This window comes from Duganella sp. Root336D2 (genome assembly GCF_001425005.1).
Classification (GTDB): domain Bacteria; phylum Pseudomonadota; class Gammaproteobacteria; order Burkholderiales; family Burkholderiaceae_D; genus Rugamonas.
The window spans coordinates 51011-74280 of the sequence record NZ_LMDB01000039.1; the positions used below are offsets into that span (position 1 = coordinate 51011).

The 23270-nt window shown below is 64.5% G+C and carries 11 protein-coding genes; all 11 read right to left on the reverse strand.

The window, feature by feature from the left end; genetic code table 11:
• Window positions 1-24 precede the first annotated feature (24 nt).
• A complete protein-coding gene (nudC, locus tag ASD07_RS28335) occupies window positions 25-837 on the reverse strand; it encodes an NAD(+) diphosphatase (RefSeq protein WP_055938745.1) in 813 nt (270 codons plus the stop codon).
• 45 nt (window positions 838-882) lie between these two features.
• A complete protein-coding gene (locus tag ASD07_RS28340) occupies window positions 883-1644 on the reverse strand; it encodes a hypothetical protein (protein ID WP_055938748.1) in 762 nt (253 codons plus the stop codon).
• 74 nt (window positions 1645-1718) lie between these two features.
• The gene (locus ASD07_RS28345) at window positions 1719-2762 is read right to left on the reverse strand and encodes a hypothetical protein (protein ID WP_055938750.1); all 1044 of its coding nucleotides are present in this window, start codon (window positions 2760-2762) and stop codon (window positions 1719-1721) included.
• Entirely contained in the window at window positions 2759-5599 is a 2841-nt protein-coding gene (locus ASD07_RS28350) for a DUF4132 domain-containing protein (RefSeq protein WP_156398216.1), read from the reverse strand. Before ASD07_RS28350 ends, ASD07_RS28345 begins: the two co-directional genes overlap by 4 nt.
• Before the next feature lie 15 nt (window positions 5600-5614).
• Window positions 5615-7648, reverse strand: coding sequence for an SWIM zinc finger family protein (locus ASD07_RS28355; protein ID WP_055938754.1), 2034 nt, complete (start codon window positions 7646-7648; stop codon window positions 5615-5617).
• Window positions 7645-8769 carry a VWA domain-containing protein gene (locus ASD07_RS28360; RefSeq protein WP_055938756.1) on the reverse strand — a complete coding sequence of 375 codons (1125 nt, stop codon included), beginning with the start codon at window positions 8767-8769 and terminating at the stop codon, window positions 7645-7647. The genes ASD07_RS28355 and ASD07_RS28360 overlap by 4 nt, the downstream gene beginning before the upstream one ends.
• Window positions 8766-11114, reverse strand: a complete 2349-nt coding sequence (locus tag ASD07_RS28365) for a DUF5682 family protein (RefSeq protein WP_055938760.1) — start codon at window positions 11112-11114, stop codon at window positions 8766-8768. The genes ASD07_RS28360 and ASD07_RS28365 overlap by 4 nt, the downstream gene beginning before the upstream one ends.
• Window positions 11111-12220: an AAA family ATPase gene (locus ASD07_RS28370; RefSeq protein ID WP_055938762.1), complete on the reverse strand. Its 1110-nt coding sequence runs from the start codon at window positions 12218-12220 to the stop codon at window positions 11111-11113. Before ASD07_RS28370 ends, ASD07_RS28365 begins: the two co-directional genes overlap by 4 nt.
• A gap of 4 nt (window positions 12221-12224) precedes the next feature.
• Window positions 12225-16076 (reverse strand): DUF4132 domain-containing protein, encoded by a 3852-nt coding sequence (locus ASD07_RS28375; RefSeq protein ID WP_055938764.1) that lies wholly within the window; start codon window positions 16074-16076, stop codon window positions 12225-12227.
• Window positions 16077-16109: 33 nt separating this feature from the next.
• Complete coding sequence (locus tag ASD07_RS28380) at window positions 16110-19622, reverse strand: DUF4132 domain-containing protein (RefSeq protein ID WP_082507618.1); 3513 nt, start codon at window positions 19620-19622, stop codon at window positions 16110-16112.
• A gap of 54 nt (window positions 19623-19676) precedes the next feature.
• The gene (locus ASD07_RS28385; protein ID WP_055938768.1) at window positions 19677-23207 is read right to left on the reverse strand and encodes a DUF4132 domain-containing protein; all 3531 of its coding nucleotides are present in this window, start codon (window positions 23205-23207) and stop codon (window positions 19677-19679) included.
• Window positions 23208-23270 lie beyond the last annotated feature (63 nt).

A 23270-nucleotide genomic window follows, 5' to 3' on the forward strand; every position in this document is an offset into this window, starting at 1 on the left:
ATCTAATCCACCAGTATACAGCGTTCAGGGTCGGTTCGCTGCCAGCAGCTCGCTGGCGATGGAAACCGTATGCGTCAGCACCGGCCACTCATCTTCCGGGCCGAACCAGCGCGCGTCGCTGATTTCATTGGGGTCGGTGACGATCTCGCCGTCCAGGTATTCGGCGGTGAAGGCAATCATCAGCGAATGCGGGAAGGGCCAGGACTGGCTGCCGAAGTATTTCAGGTTGTGCACGCGCAGCCCGACTTCTTCGAATACTTCGCGATGCACCGCCTCCTCCACCGATTCGCCGGCCTCGAGGAATCCAGCCAGCGCGGTATAGCGCTTGTACGGCGAATTGGCATGCGCGGCCAGCAGGCGCTGCTTGCCCTTTTTGATCAACACCATCATCGCAGGCGAGATGCGCGGATAAGCGAGATGGCTGCAGGCGGTGCAGCGCATGGCACGCTCGCCGGGCGCCAGCAGCATCGGCGAACCGCAGGCGCCGCAGAAACGGTGGGTGCGCGCCCATTCGGCGATCTGGAAGGCGCGACCTGCAACGCCCAGCAATCCGTCATCGACTGTGCCGAACAGGGTGCGCAGGCCGACGTAAGAGTGGCCGGGCAACGGCGGCGTGTCATGCGGCGCTTGCGCGACCTGCCAGTAGCGCCCTTCCCAGGTACCCAGCGGCATGGCTCCGGCCAGTTCCAGTCCGGCTGCCACCAGTTCCGCATGCGGCGGCAGGGCCAGGCTTTCCTCCCGCAGCAGCAGCCGGTCTTTGTGGAAGACCAGCGTCTGGATATCGGCGGCGTTGAGGGATTGGATCAGGGGCTGGAAACCGGCAGGGGTCTGTAGCATGGCAATTAATATAGTCCTGGCAACAGGCCGATGATACTTGAACTTCTAGCGCGGCGAGCGAATGGCTTCGATGACCTGCGACGCGGTCAACTTTTTGCCGATCTTGTGGCCGGCCTGCTTGAATTCACGCAAGGCGCGGTCGACCTCGGCCTCGCTCGGCTTCACCGGCGCCAGCGATTTCGCCAGCAGCGGCAGGATTTCCTTGCGCATGAAGCGCGGCCCGGCTGCGATGAGCTGCCAGATGAGCAGGGCGAAGCCCAGCGCCATGCCAAGCAGGAAGCCCGGCGGGCCATATTCCGATGAAATGGCGGCGCCAATGGCAGGAACGATGAAGCACAGGCCGATGCCGCCGGCGATTGCCAGCGCCACACCGCCGTCCATATGCGTGGTCGCGAAGTGCTTTTCCACTTTGGGCGACAGCAGGTTAATCGGTGAGAAAATCAGCCCGAGGCGCTCTTCCGCCGACAACAGGTGCGGCGCGGCCTGCATGCGCACTTCAAGTGCCAGGCGCTGCTCCAGGGCGGCATCCAGGCCAGGGTAAGTTTCCCGCTTCAGGGATTCCAGTGAACCGGAGCTCTTCGATACGCCGGCATAGGCATTCAGGTCGGCGTCGCTGAATGCACCGCAACTGGTGCAGGTGCGCTGGTGCCCGACCAGTTTTCCTTCGCCAAAGCTGATGTAATAAACATGGCCTACCGAGCCGAGACGGGTCATGCGGAAAGCGCGCGGCACCCTGCAAACGCCGCAGAAATCCGCGACATACCCCAATGCACGGCGCGTAATCTTGCGCCCCCAAACAATGAACATGATTTTTCCCAGTGGAAATAAATATCAAATCATGAATTGTCGTGTATTTTCTGTCAATTACAACCGCAGCTTAACTACTTCCTTTGTTGCATATACAGCACCCACGGCAGGACAAGCACGACGGCCAGCCAGGGGAAGCGGGCGATGATGTGGGCGAAGGCGATGACCAGCACGCTGAGTATGGCAATCGCGATGGCCAGCCCGATGTGGCGCGTCCGCTTGCGCTCCGCCGGCGGCGGCATTTCGGCAACGGGCGGCAGGCTTAATGGCGCGGGCGGGGCCGCAGCCGGCACTTGATCCAGCGGCGTCGGCGCGCCGTGCAAACGTTCTTCCTTATGCGACTCGACGCTTCCATGATCGATATTGGCGGCGCGCAGCAGGACTTCGCCTATCCAGCTATCGAGCCGCTCGCCCCAGTGCTGCATGGCCGCGGCGCCCGTCTCGGCCAGGTGCTGGAAATGGCTGTTGTCATTCTTCGGGTTCATGTCGTTCGCAAATTGCCCCTGCCGCCGGTCCAGCGTCGCCAGCACCCGGTGTGCCAGCGAATCGGCGCCGGTGGCAACGAACAGCGGCATCTTCGACCATGGCGCGCTCTCCCTGGCCTCGACGCAGAAAGGCGCTGCCGGCACCCCGTCCGAAGGAACCGGGGTATCAAGATCGGCGGCGATTGCCTTGGCCAGCTTTTTCCAGTCCGTATTCGGCACATCGAGCCCGCCTGGCCGCTCGGCCACAAACAGGTAGCAATCGACGTTGCCCGCGCAGCCTCCTGCCTCCCACGCGCCCCGCTCCGTGCCGACCGCCCAAAGCTGGTAGCGGTCGGGGTAGTGGACCGCTACCACCTGCGTGCATCGGGCCAGGGTCTGAGGCACCTCGATGCCCACAAGCTCTACCGGATGCAGCGACAGCCCAGTGGCCCCGGCTTGCGCCAGGACGTCCAGCCAGCGGGTGAAGTCGTCGGCCAGCAAGGCATTCCCCGCACGGTCCCTGAACTGCAGACGCGCGCCGAAGAAGATGCCGTGCCGGTACCAGTCCTCGAGCGCAAGCTTCTTGCGCAGGAACCTGCTGCCGTAGCTCACCAGGGCTACCTGCCGCTGGATCAGCTCGAAATCGTAGCTCATTTGGTCCAGTACATTTGATGCAGGTCGCGCTGGATCTCGCTCACCAGTACCGGAGGCAAGGTACGCCACTGCGCTCCACCCAGCCCGCAGCGCGTAATCGTATGAATCGCCGTCGGGTCGGCACGGTCACCGACAAACCACTCCCCTTCCAGGGTGATGAAGACCGTCTTCCCGCCGTCCAGCGCCTTGACGAACGAATCGATGCAGCCGCCGTCCCCAACCTCGCGCTGCCAGCCGCGGTTCTCAAGACCCAGCAGGGCGCCTGTGCTCACTCTGCGGTCCTGCCACTCAGGCAGGGTGCTGCCATCGAGCGCCGCTTCGTCGAGGCGGTAGGTGGCTCGGCCCAGCTGTTCGAACGGTTGCAGGACTTCGTAGTCGGCAAACAGCTGCGCAAACGCCTGCGCATCGGCATCCGCCAGTTCCAGGCGGTGCGGGATGCCGAGCTTCGCATCGAGCGGCAGTTGCAAGGCATTGTCGCTGGCGTCGGCATAGCTCAGGTCTTCCGCAACACGGAACAGGGTGAGCAGCTTGCCGCTCGCGTCGTAGCTGCCCCACACCAGGCGCAGGACCAGGTGGCGCAGCAGCGGATGCCGCACCAGCAGGGTTTCGAATTCCTCCGCCGACCAGCGGCGCTGCCCGCACATGGCGTCTTCCAGCCGATTGACCTGGGCCCTGGCGACGTTCTTGGCCTGCTTCTTGAGGTCCTTGTAGCGCTGCGAGGCAGCCTTGGCAATCGCTTCATCATCCTTGCTGTTTGGCTTGGGCAGGTCCTTGATCCGCTTGCCGTCGCTGTCGCATACATACGGCAGCAAGTGCTCGTCGAAGCGCACGATGAAGGAACGCGGGCCGAAATCCAGCGCCAGGCGGCCATTCTGGTCCAGGCCCAGGTCCGGCACCGTGCGGTCGGCCAGTTGCTCCATGCTGAGGCCACGCTGCTCAGCGAGGTCCTCCATCATTCCCACCGCACGCTCACGCAAATCGTTGTAGCGCGTTTGCTCGCTCAACTGGTGCAGGTACATCAAGGCGACATCGGAGCCGATCTGCACCAGCATTTCCATCGCATCGTAGGCGCGCACGCGGACCAGTGCCGCGCGCCACTGCTTCAACGCGACATTCAACTGGCGCGCGGTTTCATCGTTGCCGATGACACCCTGCATCCAGAAGATCCAGCGCTCCTTGGGCGGGGTATCGTTGTCGCGCCACCATTCGAACAGGGCCTGTCCGAATTTGGCGAGCGATTCCGGCGTCAGCGCTTCCTGCAGCGCGAGCAGGCCGCTGAACGGAGCGTCCTGCTTGCACAGCGCCATGATGGTCAGGACATCCGGCACGGAGCCGATCGGCAGCGCCTTGCCGTTCGATTTCAGGTACAGGCGCGGCAGGCCGGGCACATGCACGCTTTTTGGCGGCGCCGGGAGCTTTTCAGGCAACAATTCGCGCTGCGGTTCGGACAGCATGATGCGCAAGGCCTCTTCCGCGGCGCTCCCGTAGCGTGCCGCCTGCTCCGCCACGGCTGCCACCTGGCCGTTGGCAGCCAGGTGGCGCAAGGCATTCTGCGCGATAAACCGCTCGGCGGGATCTTCCCCGAATGCTGCTGGAAGCAAACCGCGTGCGGCAGCGGCCGGGTAAGCGAGCAGCCAGTCGCCGGCTTCCTGCTTGACCCAACGGTTAGCGTAGAAGCCCCTGGCGACGTACATCGCAAGTGCATCCCAGTCGAAGCAAGCAGCCAGCAGCATCGACTGAATGGATGCCGTGGGATAGAGATGCATGAAGCGCGGCAGGCTTGCGGCGCCGAACCAGGCAAACTTGTCCGGCATTCGATACCCCCTGCGCAAGCCCTCAGCCGGAATATTATTGAAGACCGAGAGAGCCAGATTCGGGGGCAGGAAACGCAAGAACGAGACGCAATCCCAGTACCTGCCGGAACGCACTGCGAAATCATCTTCGTGCACCGATTCAGAGGCGATCGCGCGTTCGATCGCCCCGGCATCCAGTCCCATGGCCCATAACGACTTCCGTGCCAGGTCCCACGAGCTGGCGTGCGCAGGCATTTCGGACGCGATTTCCGAACGTTTCAGTACCGCTTCCGAGTATGCGAGATCCGATAGATCCGGTCCGTCCACCTTCAGGGTTTCGTAGCCTTTCCACCTCGACCAATCGATACCTGGAACATCATGGATTGCTTGCAGGGACAGCGATGGAACACGGGAAGGCTCGCGGTTCGCCCAGGGCAGTTCGCGCAGCACCGGCGGAAACTCCGCCGGCTCAGCTTCTTCCGCCGCGTCGGCAACTTCAAGCAGACGCTCCAGCGTATTCGATTGCGCCTCGCTGGCGTGCTCCCGCAGCAGCGGCAAGCAGCCAGGATCCTGGTTCAGGATTTCCTGGATCAGCAAGGCAGCGGGCTGCTTCTTTGCCGGATTCACGTCCAGCAGCTTGCGCAGGACGAAGACGGGCCATTTCTTTGCCAGCTTCAGGACAAGCGGCCGGAACTCGGCGCTGCGGTGCCGTTCGACTACCGCGTCGACAGCCTGCTCACTATGAATATTCAGCAGCGCCGTCTGCACCGCTGGCGGGCTATAGCGCTTCGATGCTATCCAGTCGACGAACAGCGGCAATGCATCAACGCCGTACACCTGCAGCAGGCGGAAGGCGGAGGGCACCCAGTTGTCCTTCCCCAGCAAAGCCTTGTGCGCCCCATGATGTTCGTCAAAGCCGGCGCCGGGCAGGAACAAGCCTGGATCTTCTACAAAAAGATCAAGCCATTCCTGCATGCCTTTGGTCCAGTGGACTTTACCGTCCGGTGCGGCCAGCAATGGGTCCGCTTTTGCTTGTCTTGCCATGAAATCTCCGTGTTCTCAAGCCGAACGTGCGACTTCGGCTAGTAATAGGTATAACGTTGCCAGCTTGCCGGGCAAGGGTTGCTTTTCCGGCGCCTGCATCAGGGTGACGGTCTCGCGCAGCAGCCCGGCTGCCGCGGCAAGGCCGTTGCGCTCGAGGGCGGCCGCAAGTTCCGCAGCTTCCTGCAGGGCGCCAGCGGCCTGGTGACGCAAACCCTGCCGCATCCAGCGGGCAAGCAGCGCGTGGCCCTGGTTGACCAGCTCCACCAGCGCTGGCGGCTCATGCAACAACATGACAGGCGCCAGGCCGCGCGACGCCGCCGTTTCCACGTCCGGTACCACGGCGCGCTGTTCGGTCAGGACGGCAAACGGTTCGATGACCACCAGTCCAGCTTCCAGCGTGACCGTCCCCGATACCGCAGTCGGCGCGCCGGATTCTCCGGACAATGCACTGGCCAGCGCATCGATGGCATGCGGCGCAGCCGGATTGTGGTGCTTTCGCAGCAGCAGGCGCTCGCCTGCCCCGCCGACTTCGATCCAGGCGGATAGCGTCTGGCGCGCCGCATTCCATTCCCATTCACCGACCCGCGCCACGGGCACGATGTGCATGTGCTCAATCGCCTGCAGCGGCCGTGCGAAATCCGGAACGGCGTTCAGCAGGTAGTCGCGCAGCCCAACGGCGGAGGCCTGCCGCAACGGCGCCATCAGGTCATCCCACGCCCGGGGCGACAAGGGGAGGACGTTGGTCTGCCGCGCTCCAGCCGCGATCTCCAGGGCGCCATTGGCACGACGCCGGGCGCCGTTGGTGACAACCTGGCTGGCGGCCAGCCTTTCCACCGGCTGGCCGGCAATCCTGCGCGACTTGATGGCCATGCCAGGCTCCCCGGCCTTCGGCTTTGGCCAGCTGCGATCGATCACCGTCACCGCAAGGGTATCGGGGTCGGCAAATACCAGCAGCGCGCCCTCCGCCTCGTCATCCGCCCAGAGCTGGGCGCCGAGGGATACCAGCCGCAAGTGGTCCAACGCAACTTCGCCCTTGACCCCGATGCCGAGCAGCTGGCTGGCCGGCACTTCCGGCAGCTCTCCTGCGGCAGCCTGGCCGTCCACCAGCACTGCTGCCGCCAGGCGCGCATGCAGGCCTGCCAGCGCCGACAACAGCATCGTCGGGTCGAAGCGGCTTGAGCGCGCATGCTGCGCCAGCATCAGGTCCTTCATGCCATGCAGCGATTCGCCAATCCAGCACCATCCCAGTCGGGCCGCCAGGGCGAAGACTTCCTCGAAGCGCGCCTCCAGTGCCAGCATCGGCTGGCTGGAGCCATCGAGCCAGACCTGCAGCGCAAGGGCGTGCGTGCGCTCGAGCAGCGTTGCCGCTGCTTGCGTATCAAACAGGCGCGCTGCCGCCGGGGCGCCGCCTGCCTGCGCATTGGCCAGGGTAACGCTGGCTTCGGCAAAGCCCGGCGACTTCTTCTCCGCCTGCTCGAATGCCCATACTGCCAGGACGACGTGCGCGCAACCGCTGCCCTCCTTGCAATCGCACCTGGCGTGCGTCAGGCTGCTGCGCGAGAAGAAGCGCACATTGCACATCGGCAGGCGCGCGCCTGGAACGGGCGCTGCTTCCTGCCACGCTATCAGCTTGACTAACGGCTGCGCCGCCGCCAGCTTCATGGCTTGCGCCAGGGTCGAAGCAGGAATGGTTTCGGCCATCGTCGCAGCGAAATGCGACGGCGACCATGGGCCGGAATCGTCGGCCGGTTCGCTTTCCGGATGCGCCTGGGCCTGCGCCTGGTACGCCAGGACCAGCGTCACGCGGTGGCGGCATAAGCCGCTGGCCGGGCAAGTGCAGCTGGCGTCGCGCAGTGTACTGTTCGGCGCAAGCACCGTGCTGTGACCGTCGGCGTAGGTGGCGCGGATGGCGCCATCTTCCCCTTCCTCGATGGCGGGCAGGTTGCCTTCGGCGACATCCTTCTGCGCGCGCTTTACAAAGCCCGCGTTGGCCAGGGCAATCAGCGCTTCGGGCGTCAGTTCCAGCAGGTCGGTTCTGCGAGCGTTCATGAGCGCACCTTTTCCGCCAGCCAGGCCGCCAGCTGTCCGGGCGTCATTGCGCCCACGTGCGCACCTTCGCGCACCAGCCGCGCCGCCATGTCCTTGTCGTAGCAGGGATCGGCGCTCGAATCCAGCGCGGCCAGTCCCAGCACCGTCACGCCGGACTGCACCAGCGCCTTGACCCGACGTACCAGTTCATGCTGCGATCCGCCTTCGAAGAAGTCGCTGACCAGCACCACCACGGTACGCTGCGGGTTTTCCACCAGCGATTGCGCATAGCCGACCGCCTTGGCGATGTCGGTACCGCCGCCCAGCTGCACCTTCATCAGCAGTTCGACCGGGTCGGACACGTCCGAGGTCAGGTCGACCACTTCCGTATCGAAGGCGACCAGGCGGGTACGCATGCCCGGCAGGTTCCAAAGGCAGGATGCCATCACAGCGGAATGGATCACCGAATCGACCATCGAGCCGCTCTGGTCGATCAGCAGGCAGATGTCCCAGCGCTCCGTGTGGCGCCGCACGCGGCTCATGAAGATCGGCGTTTCCAGGAACAGCTTTCCGCGCTCCGGGTCCCATCGGTGCAGGTTGCCTTGCACCGTGCGTTTGAAGTCGAAGTTGCGCGCCACCTTCATCATGGACCGTCGGCGCCTGTCGCGCGCACCGGAAAACGCTTGCCGCACCTCGGTTGCCATCTTCTCGATGATCTGGCGCACGACTTCGGCCACCAGCCGGCGTGCGGCAGCCAGCACTTCGGGATTCATCAGGTGCTTGGTGTGCAGCACCGCGCGCAGCAGCGATTCCGATGGCTCGATGCGTTCCAGCACCTCGAGGTTGGTCACCACCTCGTCGATGCCGTACAGTTCCACCGCATCGCTTTCGAGACGCTCGATCACTTCTTTCGGGAACAGTTCATGGATCGTGTTGATCCAGTCCGGCGTGGACAGCTGCGATGGTCCCAGTCCTGCGTTACGTTCGCCGCGCGCGGCGATGTCGGTATCGCGCCCGTACAGCCAGTCCAGCGCCATGTCCGCCGAGCGCGCCTCGCCGGACAAGCTGCCCAAGGCAGGCGCCGCTGCTTCGCCGAGCAGCAGGCGCCAGCGCGTCAGCGAATCGGGAATTTTTAAACTCATGACACCAATCCCCATGAAGCAAGTTTGCGCAGCGCGGCCTGTTCCAGCAGCGCGGCTTTAGCCAGGTCTTCCGCATCGGCACCGGCGAAGTGCGCGGTCAGCGCCCGCCGCGGCAGATGCCCCGCGTTATGCTGGGCCAGCACAGCCTCCGCCAGCGAGCCGCGTTCCTGCGGCGGCAGCCAGCCGAAGGCGTTGCGCATGGCCGGCAAGGCAAGCACGAAATCGAGGTCGTCCAGCGACTTCACCAATGCATCGAGACCGGCGACGAAATGGGCGTCATGCACCAGTTCATCGCGCGCCAGGGCCAGCATGCCGGCTAGCGCATCGCCAACCAGTCCCGGTGGAATTTCGCCGAGCAGGGCCAGCGCCTGCAAGGTGGCTTCGCCTGTGGCAGCGGAACCTCCTGCATTCAGGCTGACCAGTCCCCCCAGCGCTGCGCCGCGGCTGACCGGAGCGGAGCGCTGGTCAGCAAGCTTGCGCCGCCATACAGCCAGCGCACGTTCGGGCTCGATCTGCAAAGGCAGCGCCACGTCGCCAGCCAGCGCATCGCGGGCCACCTGGCGCAAGGCGAGGAAGCCCTGGATATGCAGCCTGTGGTCCACCGCAGGAACCATGCCCATCGCTTCCAGCAGCCACAACGCACGGTCGAAGGCGGCGGCGATGACGGTGCGCAGGATCGGTGCACCCGCCATGTCGAGCGACTGGCCGTGCAGCAGCAGGGAATGCAGTACCGGCAGCGCAGTGCCGAAGGATTCAAAGTGTGGCTCGCCGCCGACCGCCATTTCCAGTTCGGCCAGGATGCCGTCGCTCATGCTGGCCAGGCCGGCAAAGGCGGCCTTGTTCAGGACTTCAGCCAGTTGCGCGAAACGGCTTTCGCCGTTGGCACGGCCCGCTGCCCGTATGCGCTCTTCCAGCTTCATGCGCGCTGCATCTTCCAGCGTGGCGCCATATGCCGCGGCCTCGATCAGCGCCGCGCGCTGCTCCAGCGGTGTCCGCAACGCCCATTCTTCGCGCCGCTCGCCGGACATTGCCAGGCCAGGGCCCGAGCGCCGGTCGATGCCGGGGATGTCCAGCAGCAGCAGGCGATGCAGCACGCGGCTCTTCTCGCGGTCGGCGGGCGCGAACAAATCGAGCACCATATCGCACGGCAGCTTGATGCCGCGCGCTTCCAGTTCCTCCTCGACCGCCAGCACCAGCGGCGGCTGCGGCGTACCGGGCGCCAGCTTGCCCGCCACATCGCCTGCCAGTACGTCCATGATCTCGACCAGGATCGGGTCGGTACCGAAGCGCAGCGGCCCGCGATAGGTCCACGGCAGCGCCGCATCCAGCGCATCCTTGACCAGCGATCCTGCCAGCGCATCGAGCCAGTCGCAGCGTGCCGGCTGGGCATGGCCGCGCAGGCGCGCCAGCGCATCGGCGCGCGTGTGCGCGGCAATCAGGTCGGCGGTCGATGCCGCCAGCTTCTTGTTGCGCAGGCGCTGCGTCACGCGCTGCAGCAGCGCGGGTCCCACGCCCTGCATGCCCTCTTCCCATGCCAGCTGGTAGAAGAACGGGGACGGCATACCCGATGCGTAGCCGGTGAAGGAATCGAGCCGCTTGAAGGTGTATGGCACCAGGTAGGAGCCGAAGCGCACTTCCCCGGCAGCATTGTCCGGCGCCGGCAGTCCGGGCGGGTGCGCACCGTCCTCGCTGCGCCAGGCGCGCTGCAGTGCGGGCGCATGGTAGCCGCCGCACACCACCAGTACCGGGCCTTCCTTGCGCGCCATTGCCCAGGCGATCCATCTCGCCATCATGCGTTCGCGCGACTGGTTGCCGATCGAGCCCGCATCATTGGCGCGCAGGTGCTCGAAATGGGCGGACAGGCTTTGCTCCAGCTGTTCGAGGGAATCCTGTTGTTCAAACAGCGTATCCCACAGGGCGTCCCGGCTGTCCACCGCCATCTTGCGGCGCAGCGCATCTTCGTAGGTGGCGGCGCGTTCAGCCTCCGCCTCGTCGCCCACGTCGGCATAGCGATTGAGCACATCGGCAAAAGCATCGTCCCATGCCGGCAGGTCGATGAAGCGCACGTGCGCACCCGTCTCACTCCCGACGGACAGCGCCTGCCATTCCGGCGAATGCTCGGCAAATGGCGACCAGGATGCGCGATGCCCTGCTTCCGACGAAAGGAAGCTGTAGATCGCCAGCGGCAGCTTGTGCGGCAAGGCCATCTGCCCAAGCTTGTCGTTGAAGTCAGCCGGCCCTTCGATCAGCACATGGGCCGGCTGCAGGCTGCGGATCTTGTGCGCCACCAACCGCGCGCAGGCGGGGCTGTGATGGCGAACGCCGATGATGACTGGCTCTGTCACGGCAAACGATGCCTTGCTTCGAAATAGGCTTGCCAGTGGGGCCCGTTCCTGCGCGCGACCTTTTGCTCGAAGTAGCGGCGCAGCTTGGCGCGGTCGTCGGCATTGTCCTTGACCACGGTGCCGGCGATGCAGTCGACCAGGTCGGCCGGGCTGCCGTCGCGCTGCTCGAGGAACCAGGCGCGCACGCCGACGGCATGGGCGACGTTGACTGCTTCCGCCGTCGACATGACAGCAGTCAGGCGGTCCATCGCGGCGTCGCCGCTGTGCGCCTGCGAGGCGCCGCGCAAGTCGCGGAAGGTGGTCACCAGCAGTTCCAGCACCGGTACCGGCAGGCTGCGCGGAATCGCGCTCTTTTCCAGCAGGCGCGCCGAAGCCTCTTTCACCAGCGCCAGCTCATGGTCGAAGTCGAGGATAGGGAACACGGTTTCGAAGTCGAAGCGGCGCTTGAGCGCCGCGCTCATTTCATTCACGCCGCGGTCGCGCGTGTTGGCGGTGGCAATGATGTTGAAGCCGTCGCGTGCGTACAGCATGCCGTCCTCGCCCGCCAGTTCCGGCACGCTCATGACGCGGTCCGACAGCATGCCAAGCAGGCAGTCCTGCACTTCCAGCGGCGCGCGCGTGATCTCTTCGAAACGCACGATCTGGCCGTCGCGCATGCCCTGGTACAGCGGTGCCGGCACCAGTGCGCGCGGACTTGGGCCTTCGTTGATCAGCAACGCGTAGTTCCACGAATACTTGATCTGGTCTTCCGTGATCGAAGCGCCGCCCTGGATGGTCAGGGTCGACTTGCCGCAGATGGCGGTAGCCAGCAGCTCGGACAGCAGCGACTTCGCCGTGCCCGGCTCGCCCACCAGCATCAGGCCGCGGCCCGTCGCCAGCGTCACCAGCATGCGTTCGATCGACGCCGCAGGCGCCACGATCTTGCGCTCGATTTTCAACTCGTCGTCGCCCAGGATGAATTTGCGCGCGGCGGTCAGGCTCAGCGCCCAGCCCGGCGGACGCGGGCCGGTATCATTGTCGCGCAGGCGTTGCAGCTCCTGCGCATGGAGGATCTCCGCCGGTGGGCGCTGCAAAGTCGGTGCTTCTTTGGTTGTACTTTTCTTCATGGTGTCATGCCCGCAAGGATTCGATGTCGCGTATCAGTTCACTGGTGGCGATCGGGTCGAGGATCGCCAGGCTTTCGGCCGCCTTGATCTCCCCCCAGCTGGAAGGTGAGCCGACCGAAATGGTTTGCAGCGTTTGTTCAGGATATTCGTCAACCATGCCCACGATGATGCCGGGATCAAGCCTCAATTCGATCACCCTGGTTTGGTTGAGCGGCTTGTGGAAGAACCAGATGCCGCCGCCATCCTGGGCCTGCCCGCGCCGCCAGCCTTTGTTGACCAGGCCAAGCACGCGGCCGGTGGGAACGACTGCGCCTTTCCAGCGCTCCAGGACCGTCACTGCCTGCTCGTCGGCGCCCAGTGCATAGGTATCGCGCCCAAGCTGGGAGAACGGCTGCAGCAGCTCATAGTCCGCAAACAGCTGGCCGAACTGCGCCGCAACTTCCGCCGCCAGTTCGAGCGCATGCGGCAGGCCCACGCGGATATTCGCACCTTCCGGCATTGTGAAGCGGTCGTCCTCGCCCGTGGTCCAGCTGCCATCCTCCGCCACGCGGAAGCATGCCAGCAGTCTGCCGCCGGCGTTCTCGCCATCCGCCACTTCGTAGGCGCCCCACACCAGGCGCTGCACCAGGTGGCGCACCAGAGGATGGCCGGCCAGGAACATGCGGAAGTGTTCGGGCAGCCAGCGGCGTTGGCTGCACATGGCCCACTCCAGCCTCACGACCTGCTGGCTGGCGATGGTGCGGGCGTCTTTCTTCAGCAACTTGTAGCGGTCGACGGCGGCACCGGCCAGCGCTTCGTCGTCGCTCTGCTTCGGCTTGGGCAGGTCGGCCAGGCGCTTGCCTTCGCTGTCGCGAACATATGGCTTCAGCGCCTCGTCGAAACCAACGCGGAACTGGCGCGGTCCGAAGTCCAGCAGCACGCTGCCGTTGTCATCCAGGCCCAGGTCGGGCGCCAGGCGGTCTTCCAGTTCCTCGGTGGTCAGCTCGCGTGCCTCCGCGATCTTGTCGATCTTTTCGCGCGCCTTGTCCTGCAGGCCCTTGAACTTGACCTTCTGCGCGATGCCGTTCAACAGCATCAGGGCCGTGTCGGTGCCGATGTCGGCCAGCACGTCCAGCGCCGATACGGCACGGGCATGCGCCGATTCCCCTGGCCAGGTGCGGATAAATGGGGTGAGCTTGCGCGCCGTGTCGTCCGTTCCCAGCCAGCCCAAGGCGGTCATGGCCCAGCCTTCCTTGGAGTTGCCGCCTGCATTCAGCCAGGACGAGAAGCAATCCCAGGCGAAGTCCACCAGCGATTCGGCAGTGCAGGCATCCTTGACCTGTGTGATGCCCGGGTACAGCCCATCCACAGTCGGGAACATCAGCATGGTGCCGATGTGGTCCAGCGCACTGTCCGGCACCGCCTTGCCGGCACCGGCGCCGCAGCTGTCATTCAGCACAGGGCGGCGCCATCCCAGCGGCGCCCAGAAGTCAGGCAGCTTGGGCAGCTTGGCGGGCAAGCGCTCTAGCGGATCTTCATCGAGCAAAGCACGCAGCGCTTTGGCGATCGCCGCATCCTCGTAACGCGCGGCCATTTCGAAGATCAGGGCCTCATGGCCGTTCGCGCCCAGGTAGCGCAGCGCCGACGCCGCGCAATCCCGGTCCTCGCCCGCCTTGCCAAGCGCCGGCGCGAGCAGGCCGCAAATGGCATGCGCGGGGAAGCGCAGCAGCCACTGGCGGGCGTCTTCCTTGATCTTCTTGAGTTTCGCGGCTGCGCGCGCCATAGGCAGCGCCAGGCCGGTGGAGCCAAAGCATTTGGCTAGGGCACCTACGTCGTTGGTGCGTCGCGCCACCATCGCTTCGAAGCCGGGAAGCGCCGGTAAGCCAAGCTTGGCAAGCAGGCCGGCGACACGGGGATGATACGGGTCAACCTCGCGTTCCAGCTTGTTCCAGGCCTCTGCACGCATCGCTTCCGGCAGCAGCGCAAGCACCACCGCACAAACCTGGCGACCAGGGTATGCCTCCTGGTACAGGCGCCATGCCTCGGCCAGCCCGTTGGTATCATTGTTCTCAATGGCCTTGACGGCCAGCGCCCTGATGGTCAGCTGGTCGGACGCATCGCCATAGAACCCGAGCTCCCAGGCCAGCGAGACCGGATTCAAAGGTTCTTTCCTGAAGCGCCCCCACATCTGGCTGTGAGCCGCAAGCCATTCCTCGCGGTCGATACCATCCCAGCGCTCGACCGGCGCCAGCCGCAAGGGCGGCACGACCAGTGCCGCAGCCGGCTTCTTGCGCGGCCGCAGCCAAGGCGGATCGGCCAGTACGCCCGGCAAGTCCTCCCGAGCCGCGACCGGCATCGAGGTGCCCAGTTTCTCAAGCTGGCGTTGCAGCAACGCTTGCGCTGCAGGGCTCAGCCAGGCCATCAACTGCGGAACCTGATCGGCATGGATACGCAGCAGCGTCGTGAGGGACGTCTGCAATACTTCGCCCTCCTTGCCACGCCGCTCTCCAAGCTCCGCCAGCGCGGCAATGCCCGCCAGCGGCGCATGCGCCAGCGCAGCAGAGAAGTTGGTACGCGCCATTTTCAGCGATATGGCGGTCCACGTATTGGTATCGGAAACCACGGCAAGTACCTCAGCGAGCAATTTGATGGCTTCCGGGGTACCGACATAAGACATGGCTTCGCAGCCTGGTTCGCTGTAAGGCATCAATTTCAGGATTGCGAAGGCATCTGCCCCGCGCTCCTGTATGACCGTCGCGGCCAGCATCGGATTCCTGCACCAGCGCTCGTGATCCGAAATCTTGATGTCGAACTTTTCCGCCAAGCCGGGATCGCTGGCCGTCATCAACAGGAGTGGCAAGGTATTGGCCGCTTGCCCCTTGGCCAGTTCGGGCGCCAGGCGATCGGAAATCTCCGGCCGCTCGGGCAGTTGCGCTGCCAATCCTGCCTTGCGCATGATATGAACAGTGGGAATGGCGTGCTCGATCTTGTCGGCGCACACCTGCCATATCGCTTCCGGCGCTGACGAAAGCTGGCGCCGCATGGCGACTTCGACCGGCGTAAGTGGCTCCGATACGCCAAGTTCAGTGGTGATGACGGACCTGGCGCTGACCTTCCGCTTTAAGTTGCCCGCGTTCGTCCAATGCATCTGTATCCGCTGCATTTCGATGAAAGCGTCGACGCAATGCTCCAGTCCTTTATGCTTGGCCAGCACGTGAACCATCTGTTCCGCCAGCACATCGTTCTTGCCCTCCCAGTCCCACGGAAGCTTGGCAGCCATGGCCAGCAATACCGCGTCCGACAGCACGGAACCGTCCAGGGTCCGGGTCCGCAATCTCTCCCATGCTTCTTCAAATGCCGGACGAAGTTCGGCGTACGTCGCCTCGGCATCCGGCAACTGGCATTCGAAGATGCGGCGCAATACGTCCTGCGCGTCGACCACCGGCACAGGCTTGGGAAAACGGCGCGATGGCAAGGCTGCTGCCGCCAGCTTCCGGGGCAATGCAACCGGCGCCCTGTGCGCCAGCCACGGCGGCGTGGTCGACGGATCGGCGGCAGCTACAGGCGCTGCGACGGCAGCGGGGGCTGGAGCAGCAACTGCCGCATCAGGCGCCTCAGGCTTCGGCTCGGCCAGAGGCTTGGGAGCAGCCTTGCCAATCGAAGCTGGCGTAATATCGATTTCGACATAGCCCTTGCCGGTCTTCTCGGCGATGAGCTTCGCCATGGCGGCGCCGCACTTGGCGTCGTCGGCGAAGGATTTGGTCTGGCTCTGTCCCTGTGTGCCGATGCGGCCCCAGCGCAGGTTCAGGTCCAGCCCATCCTGTTCAATTTCCCAAAACTTGTTCGAGCTGCTGTCGGAGAATTCAAAGCGGCGCATCGGAGTTCAATCATTCAGAAAGTTTGCAGGCATTCATGCCCGCAGGGATTCGATGTCACGTATCAGTTCACTGGCGGCGATCGGGTCCAGCGGGGGTGCGCCCACCGTGACGACTTCCAGCGCCTGCTCCGGGTTCTCGCTGACCATGCCCGCATAGATACCTGGTTCGAACGTCAGCTCGATCATCCTGGCGCCGCCAACCGGTTTCTGGAACGAGCAGAACGTGCCGCCGCCAATCATATCGCCGCGCCGCCAGCCCTTGCTGGCCAGGCCCATGACGCGGGTGCTGGCGACCAGCATTCCCTTCCAGCGCGCGAGCTGCGCTTGCGCCAGCTCGCCGGCATCCAGTGCATAGGTATCGCGCCCCAACTGGGCAAACGGCTGCAGCAGCTTGTAGTCGACAAACAGCTGGCCAAACTTTGCGGACGTTTGCGGAGACAACTCCAGTGCATGAGGCAAACCCACACGGATGTGCTCACCTTCCGGCAGCGTGAATACATCGTCGTCGCCATTGGCGTAGCTGCAGTCTTCCGCCACGCGGAAGCAGTCCAGCAATTGTGCCCCGTCCTCGCCTGCCGCGTAGACGCCCCAGACCAGGCGCTGCGCCAGATGACGCACCAAAGGATGCTCGACCAGGAACTGGCGGAAATGTTCTGGACGCCAGCGGCGGCGGCTGCACATCGCCCATTCCAGGCGTGCGACCTGCTGGCTGGCGATGGACCGGGCATCTTTCTTCAGGGTCTTGAACCGTTCGACCGCGGCGCCGGCCAGCGCCTCGTCATCGCTCTGTCTTGGCTTGGGCAGGTCACGCAGCATGTTGCCGTCTTCATCACGTACAAAAGGCTTCAATGCCTCGTTAAAACCGGCGCGGAAGCGGCGCGGACCGAAGTCCAGCACCATGGTACCGTCCTGCCCGAGACCCAGGTCGGGCGCCATGCGGTCTTCCAGCTCCTCGGTCGACAGGCCGCGCGATTCGGCAATCTTGACGATCTTGTCGCGCGCCTTATCTTGCAACGGCTTTTGCTTGGCCTTCTGCGCGACGCTGTTCATCAGCATCAGCGCGACCTCGCTGCCGATGTCGGTCAGCACGTCGAGCGCAGCTACCGCACGTGCATGCGCCCCTTCCGGTGGCCACGCCTTGATGAATGGCATCAGCTTGCGGGCGGTATCGTCCGTGCCGAACCAGCCCAGGGCGGACATCGCCCAGCCCTCCTTGACGGCGCCGCCGGTATTCAGCCAGGCCATGAAACAGTCCCAGCTGAAGTCCGCCAGCGACTCTGGAGTGCAGGCATCGCGCAGCTGTGCGATGCCGGGATAGACTCCGTCGACGGTCGGGAACATCAGCATGGTGCCTACATGGTCGAGCACATCGTTCGGTATCGTCTTGCCGGCACTGGCGCCGCAGGTTTGATTCAATACCAGGCGGCGCCACCCGAGCGGCGACCAGAACGCAGGAAGCTTGGGAACCTTGGCCGGCAGGCGCTCGAGCGGGTCTTCATCGAGCAGCGCACGCACCGCGGCGGCGACGGCCGCATTCTCATAGCGTGCCGCCACCTCCATGACCAGGGATTCATGGCCCTTCGCGCGCAAGTAGCGCAGTGCCGACTTTGCGCAATCGCGCTCCTCGCCCGCCTTGCCCAGCGCCGGCGCAATCAACGCGCAAATGGCATGCTCGGGGAAGCGCAGCAGCCATTGGCGCCCCTGCGCTTGCAGCTTCTTGAGTTTGACCGCAGCGCGCGCCATCGGCGCCGCCATGCCGACAGAACCGAAGCGCGGGGCATACTCGACCCCCTGGTCGAAGCGGTGGCGCAGCATCTCCTCAAAGCCTGGAAGCGCCCGCAAGCCGAATTTGGCGAGCAGGATTTCCATGTACCTGCCACTGGCATCCACTGCACTGGAAAGCAGGTTCCAGGTTTCAACGCCCATATCCCCCGGCAGCAGCGTAAGGAATGGCGGATAGAGACGCGCCCAATTGTCGCCAGGCGCGTAAAGACGCCAGGCCGCTGCCAGCGCCGTACTATCGGCGCCGGCGATGGCCAGCACCGCCTGCCTGCGGGCTTCGTCGCCAGCCGGCCCCGGGTTACGGCTGAAGCCCAGTTCCGCCACCCACACCGCAGGATCCTTGAGTGCTCGCTCGAAGGCTTCTTCCCACCATGGGGTCGGCTGGGCCCATGCTTCACGATCGACGTCATCCCATCGCTCAACCGGCGCCAGGGGCAGGGGTTGCAGGTCCAGGGGCGCAATGGCCTTCTTGCGTGGCCGCAGCCACGGAGGATTCGCCAGCACGGCCGGCAGGTCTTCAAGCGCAGCTTCTGCCAGGGAGGTACTGACCTGGCCTTGCAGGCGTTGCAGCAATGCCTGCGTCGCCGGGCTGACCCAGGGCAGCAATTGGGGGATGCTGTCGGCATTCAGGCTGACCAGCGCCGCCAGGCTGGACGACACGACCGCTCCTGACTTGCCCGGCTTTTCGCCGAGTTCCGCCAACGCAGCGATGCCAGCCAAAGGCCATTGCTGGAGCGCGGCCGCAAGGCGGGCAAGCGCGGTCTTGGTCGTGATCTCGGTGTGCCAGCGCCAATATCGAGGATCGGAAGTCCGCGCCACGGATTCAACGAGCAGCTTGATGGCATCTGGCGTGCCGATCTGGGTCAGGGCCTCGCTGACGGCATCGCGCGTGACCGCAACGCTGAACGACGAACATGCCTGCACGCCCTGTTCCGCCAGGATGCTCGCGGCCAGCATCGGGCTGCTGAAATAGCGGTCGACGTCCGGCATTTTTTCGCCCAGTACCCGTAGCAATTCCGGCTCATTGGCCGATATCAGCAATAGCGGCAAGGTCGAATGCGCAGGGCTGCCGATAAGTTCTTGTACCAAACGGTTGGACAGCTCGGGACGTTCCGGCAACTGCGCGGCCAGTGCTGCCCGGCGCAGGAGCGGGGTGGATGGCAGCGCTTTCTCGATCTTGTCGGCACAGGCTTGCCAGACCGCCTCCGGGGCATTGGACAGCTGGCGGCGCAAGGCAATTTCAACTCCGCAGAACGGCTCATGCAGGGCCAGTTGAAGGAGGCCGGTGCACTCGATGGTCGCCATCCGCTTCCCGGTCATCCGCGATAGATAGAGTCCCGCGTGCAGTTTCAGCATTGCCAAGAAAACATCGACGCAATATTCCAGCCCTTTGTGTGCAACGATGGCATCGAGCATCAACTCGCCAAACGGATGTTCGTCCCCTTTATCGCTGCGGAACAGGGAATTGTTTGACACGGCAAGCAGGACGGCATCCGACATCAGCGAACCATCCAGGGACTGCTCTTGCAGCCGCCTTGACGCTTCCACACATGCAGGACGGACCTCGGCATCGCACTTTTCGTGCACGATTTCGATGGCGTCATTCAGGCGGCGGAATATCTCCTTGGGATCGACTTGCGGGACCGGCTTTGGCGCGCGGCGCGAAGCCAGCGCCACCTGCGTCATCTTTTTCGAAATCGCCAGGGGTTCACCCTGTGCCAGCCAGGGTGGTGTCGTCATGTCGGGGAGCTCAGTACGGTGCATCAAAATCCAGTTACACAAAGAAGCGTTGTAATTTTGACTTTAACACGCGTCCGATCAGGTTAACAAGGACTCGATATCCCGCACCAGTTCACTGGCGCTGACCGGATCGAGACTGGCGATGCTACCCTCCCGCATTGTGATAGCACCGATTGCCTGCTCCGGATAGTCGTCGGTCATGCCTGCGATAATGCCGGGGTCGAGCATCAGTTCGATCACGCTGGATCCTCCCACCGGCTTGCTCAAAAATGAGACACCGCCGCCGTCCATGGACGATCCGCGGCGCCAGCCCTTGCTGGTCAGTCCCAGCACCCGGCCAGTTGCCACCACCTTGCCTTTCCATCGTTCCAGCGTCTCCGCCGCCAGCTCCCCGGCTTCGAGCCGGTAGGTCTCGCGGCCAAGCTGGGCAAAGGGTTGAAGCAACTCGTAGTCGGCAAACAGCTGGCCGAACTGCGCTAACGCCGCCTGCGGCAGTTCGAGCGGATGCGGCAGGCCGACACGGAATTCCTCGCCTGCCGGCAGCGCAGTGTCGTAATCGTCCCAGCCCGTGTAGCCGCCTTCTGCGGATACGCGGAAGCAGGTCAGCAACTTTCCGCCAGTGGCTTTCCCGTCTTCCAGCGCATAGACGCCCCAGACCAGGCGCTGCACCAGGTGCCGCAGCAGCGGATGGTCGGCCAGGAACTGGCGGAAGTGCTCGGGGCGCCAGCGGCGGCCGCTGCACATCGCCTGTTCCAGGCGTGCCAGCTGCTGGCTGGCGACGGTGCGGGCATCCTTTTTCAGTGTCTTGAAACGCTCGGCTGCGGCGCTGGCCATCGCTTCGTCGTCGCTCTTCTTCGGCTTGGGAAGATCCTTCAGGCGCGTTCCGTCGCTCTCCCGGACACAGGGTTTCAGCGCTTCGTCAAAGCCGACGCGGAACTGGCGCGGGCCAAAGTCCAGCAGCATGCTGCCGTCGTCGTCCAGGCCAAGGCGGGGCGCCAGGCGGTCTTCCATTTCCTCCCTGGCCAGGCCGCGGTTTTCTGCGACCTGGTCGATCTTCTCGCGGGCCTTGACCAGCAGGCCGGTAAACTTCACTTTCTGCGCAATGTCGTTCAGCAGCATCAGCGCGACATCGCTGCCGATATCGGCCAGCACGTCGAGCGCCGCCACTGCGCGTGCATGCGACCCTTCGCCCGGCCAGGAACGGATGTAGGGAGCGAGCCGGCGCGCCGTGTCGTCATTGCCCAGCCATCCAAGTGCCGACAGGGCCCAGCTTTCCTTGGAAGGCCCGCCGGCGCTCAGCCAGGCGGTAAAACAATCCCAACTGAAGTTGGCCAGCGACTCCGCCGTACAGGCCTCCTTGAGCTGCGCAATGCCGGCGTACACGCCGTCCACTGTCGGCAAGGCCAGCATGGTGCCGATATGATCCAGCGCTTCATCCGGCAATGCCTTGCCGGCATTGGCGCCGCAGGTATCGTTCAAAACAGGGCGGCGCCAGCCAGCCGGCGCCCAGAAGTCGGGCAGCCTGGGCATTTTGGCGGGCAGCCGTTCGAGCGGATCTTCGTCGAGCATGGCGCGCACGGCAGCGGCGACTGCCGGATCCTCATAACGCCAACCGATACCGACAATCAGGGATTCATAGCCGTTTGCGCGCAGGAAGCGCAGCGCCGACAGGGCGCAATTACGCTCTTCGCCTGCCTTGCCGATCGCCGGAGCGATCAAGCCAGCGATGGCATGCTCAGGAAAGCGCAGCAGCCAGCGGCGCGCGTCGTCCTGCAGTTTCTTGAGCTTGGCCGCAGCGCGCGCGATGGGTCCAGCGAGTTCCACCGCGCCGATATACGGCGCCAGCGGCAGCATCTTGTCGAAGTGCTCGCGCATCATTGCCGCGAAACCCGGCACGGCTGCCAGGCCAAACTGGCTAAGCAGGTAATCCACGCCATAAGACTCCGCCTCGCCAGCCAGCGCATTCCAGGTTTCGAGGCCCATTTCCCTCGGCAACAACGTCAGGAAGCGGGTGCAGAGCTGTGCCCTCTCATCGCCTTCGCGGTAAAGCTGCCAGGCTTCGGCAAATTCCTCGCTGTCGGCATTGGCGATGGCTTGTGCTGCCATGCGGCGCGCTTCATCGCCGGCATATCCCGGATTGCGGCAGAACCCGAGCAAGTCCACCAGTGCTGCGGTGGACTTGCGCGCCTTGTCGAAGTCTTTCGTATGCCAGCGGTCGAGGGAAGCCCACTGTTCACGGTCGATGCCGTCCCAGTTCTCGACCGGCGCCACGGGCAAGAGCTTCAGCGCAGGCGCGGCAACGGCCTTCTTGCGGGGGCGTAGCCATGGCGGGTCAGCCAGCACGCCCGGCAGGCCTGCCAGCACCGCCGTTGGTGTCGAAGTATCGTTATTCTCGCCCAGGCGTTGCAGCACGGCCTGGGCCGCAGGACTGACCCAGGGCAGGAGTTGCTGCACGTGTCCGGGATTGGCGCGCACCAGTTTCGCCAGTTCCTCCTGCAGCATTTCGCCGTCCTTGCCACGCAGCCCGCCAAGTTCGGCCAGGGCTGCGATGCCCGCCTGCGGCCATTGCTTCAGCGCGGCCGCCAGGTGGCGCAGCGCCGTCTTGCGTTCAGCCAGCCACCACATCATGTCGTCGGCCATGCCGCGCGCCGGCGTGGCGCAATACACTTCCGCCAGCAGCTTGATGGCTTCCGGCGTTCCGACCTGGCTCAAGGCGATGGTGGCCCCGGCACTGCTTGCGACCAGCTTCAGGATCGGGACCGCGGCGACGCCCCGCTCCTGCACCACGGTCGCCACCAGCATCAAATCCGAAGTCCAGCGGTCGTCTTCGAGCAGGTCGCGGCCGAGCATGCCGTGCAGTGCCGGATCATTCGCCGTCAACAGCAGCACCGGCAGGGTGAGTGATGTCTTGCCTTTGCCGAGCGTGTGCATCAGGCGGTTCGACACTTCCGGACGTTCCGGCAGCTGCGCCGCAAGGCCGGCCCTGCGCACGGCAGGCACGTTCGGGATCGCGCGTTCGATCTTGTCCGCGCAGGCATTCCAGACCGATTCCGGCACTGAGGACAACTGCCGCCGCATGGCAACTTCGGCCGGGGAGAGGGGGTGGCGGTCGCCGAATTGGCGGGTAACCGTGCGCGTCACGCTTACCCGCCAGTCCTTGTAGTTCTTGTGCGCCAGCTTGACCTGCAAGCCCTGCATCCCGATGAAGGCATCGACGCAATATTCCAGGCCCTTGTGTTCGGCAATCGCATCGAGCACACGCTCCCCGAGTGGCGCTTCGCCCTTTTCCTGGGAGCCGTGGGCTGGATCGTTTGCGAGTGCAAGCAGGATCGCGTGCGACAGCAGCGAGCCGTCCAGCGAGCCGGTAAGCGTACTCATCCACGCATCGGCAAAGTCGGCACGCAGGTCGGGGTCAGTGGCAGCGATATCCGGTTTTTCGATCGCGCCCAGGCGCAGCAGCGCCGCTTCGGCATCGGCCTTCGGCACCGCTTTCGGGAAGCGGCGCGATGGCAAGGCCGCCGCGGCCATTTCAGGGGAAATCGAAAGCGGCACGCCCTGGGCAAACCAGGGCGGTGTCGGGCTGTTGTCGGTGAAATCGAGGCGGCGCATGAAGTCTTATTACCAAGAAGAAATATTATCTTTTCGACTATATCATGCAGGTGTGGGCCCGGC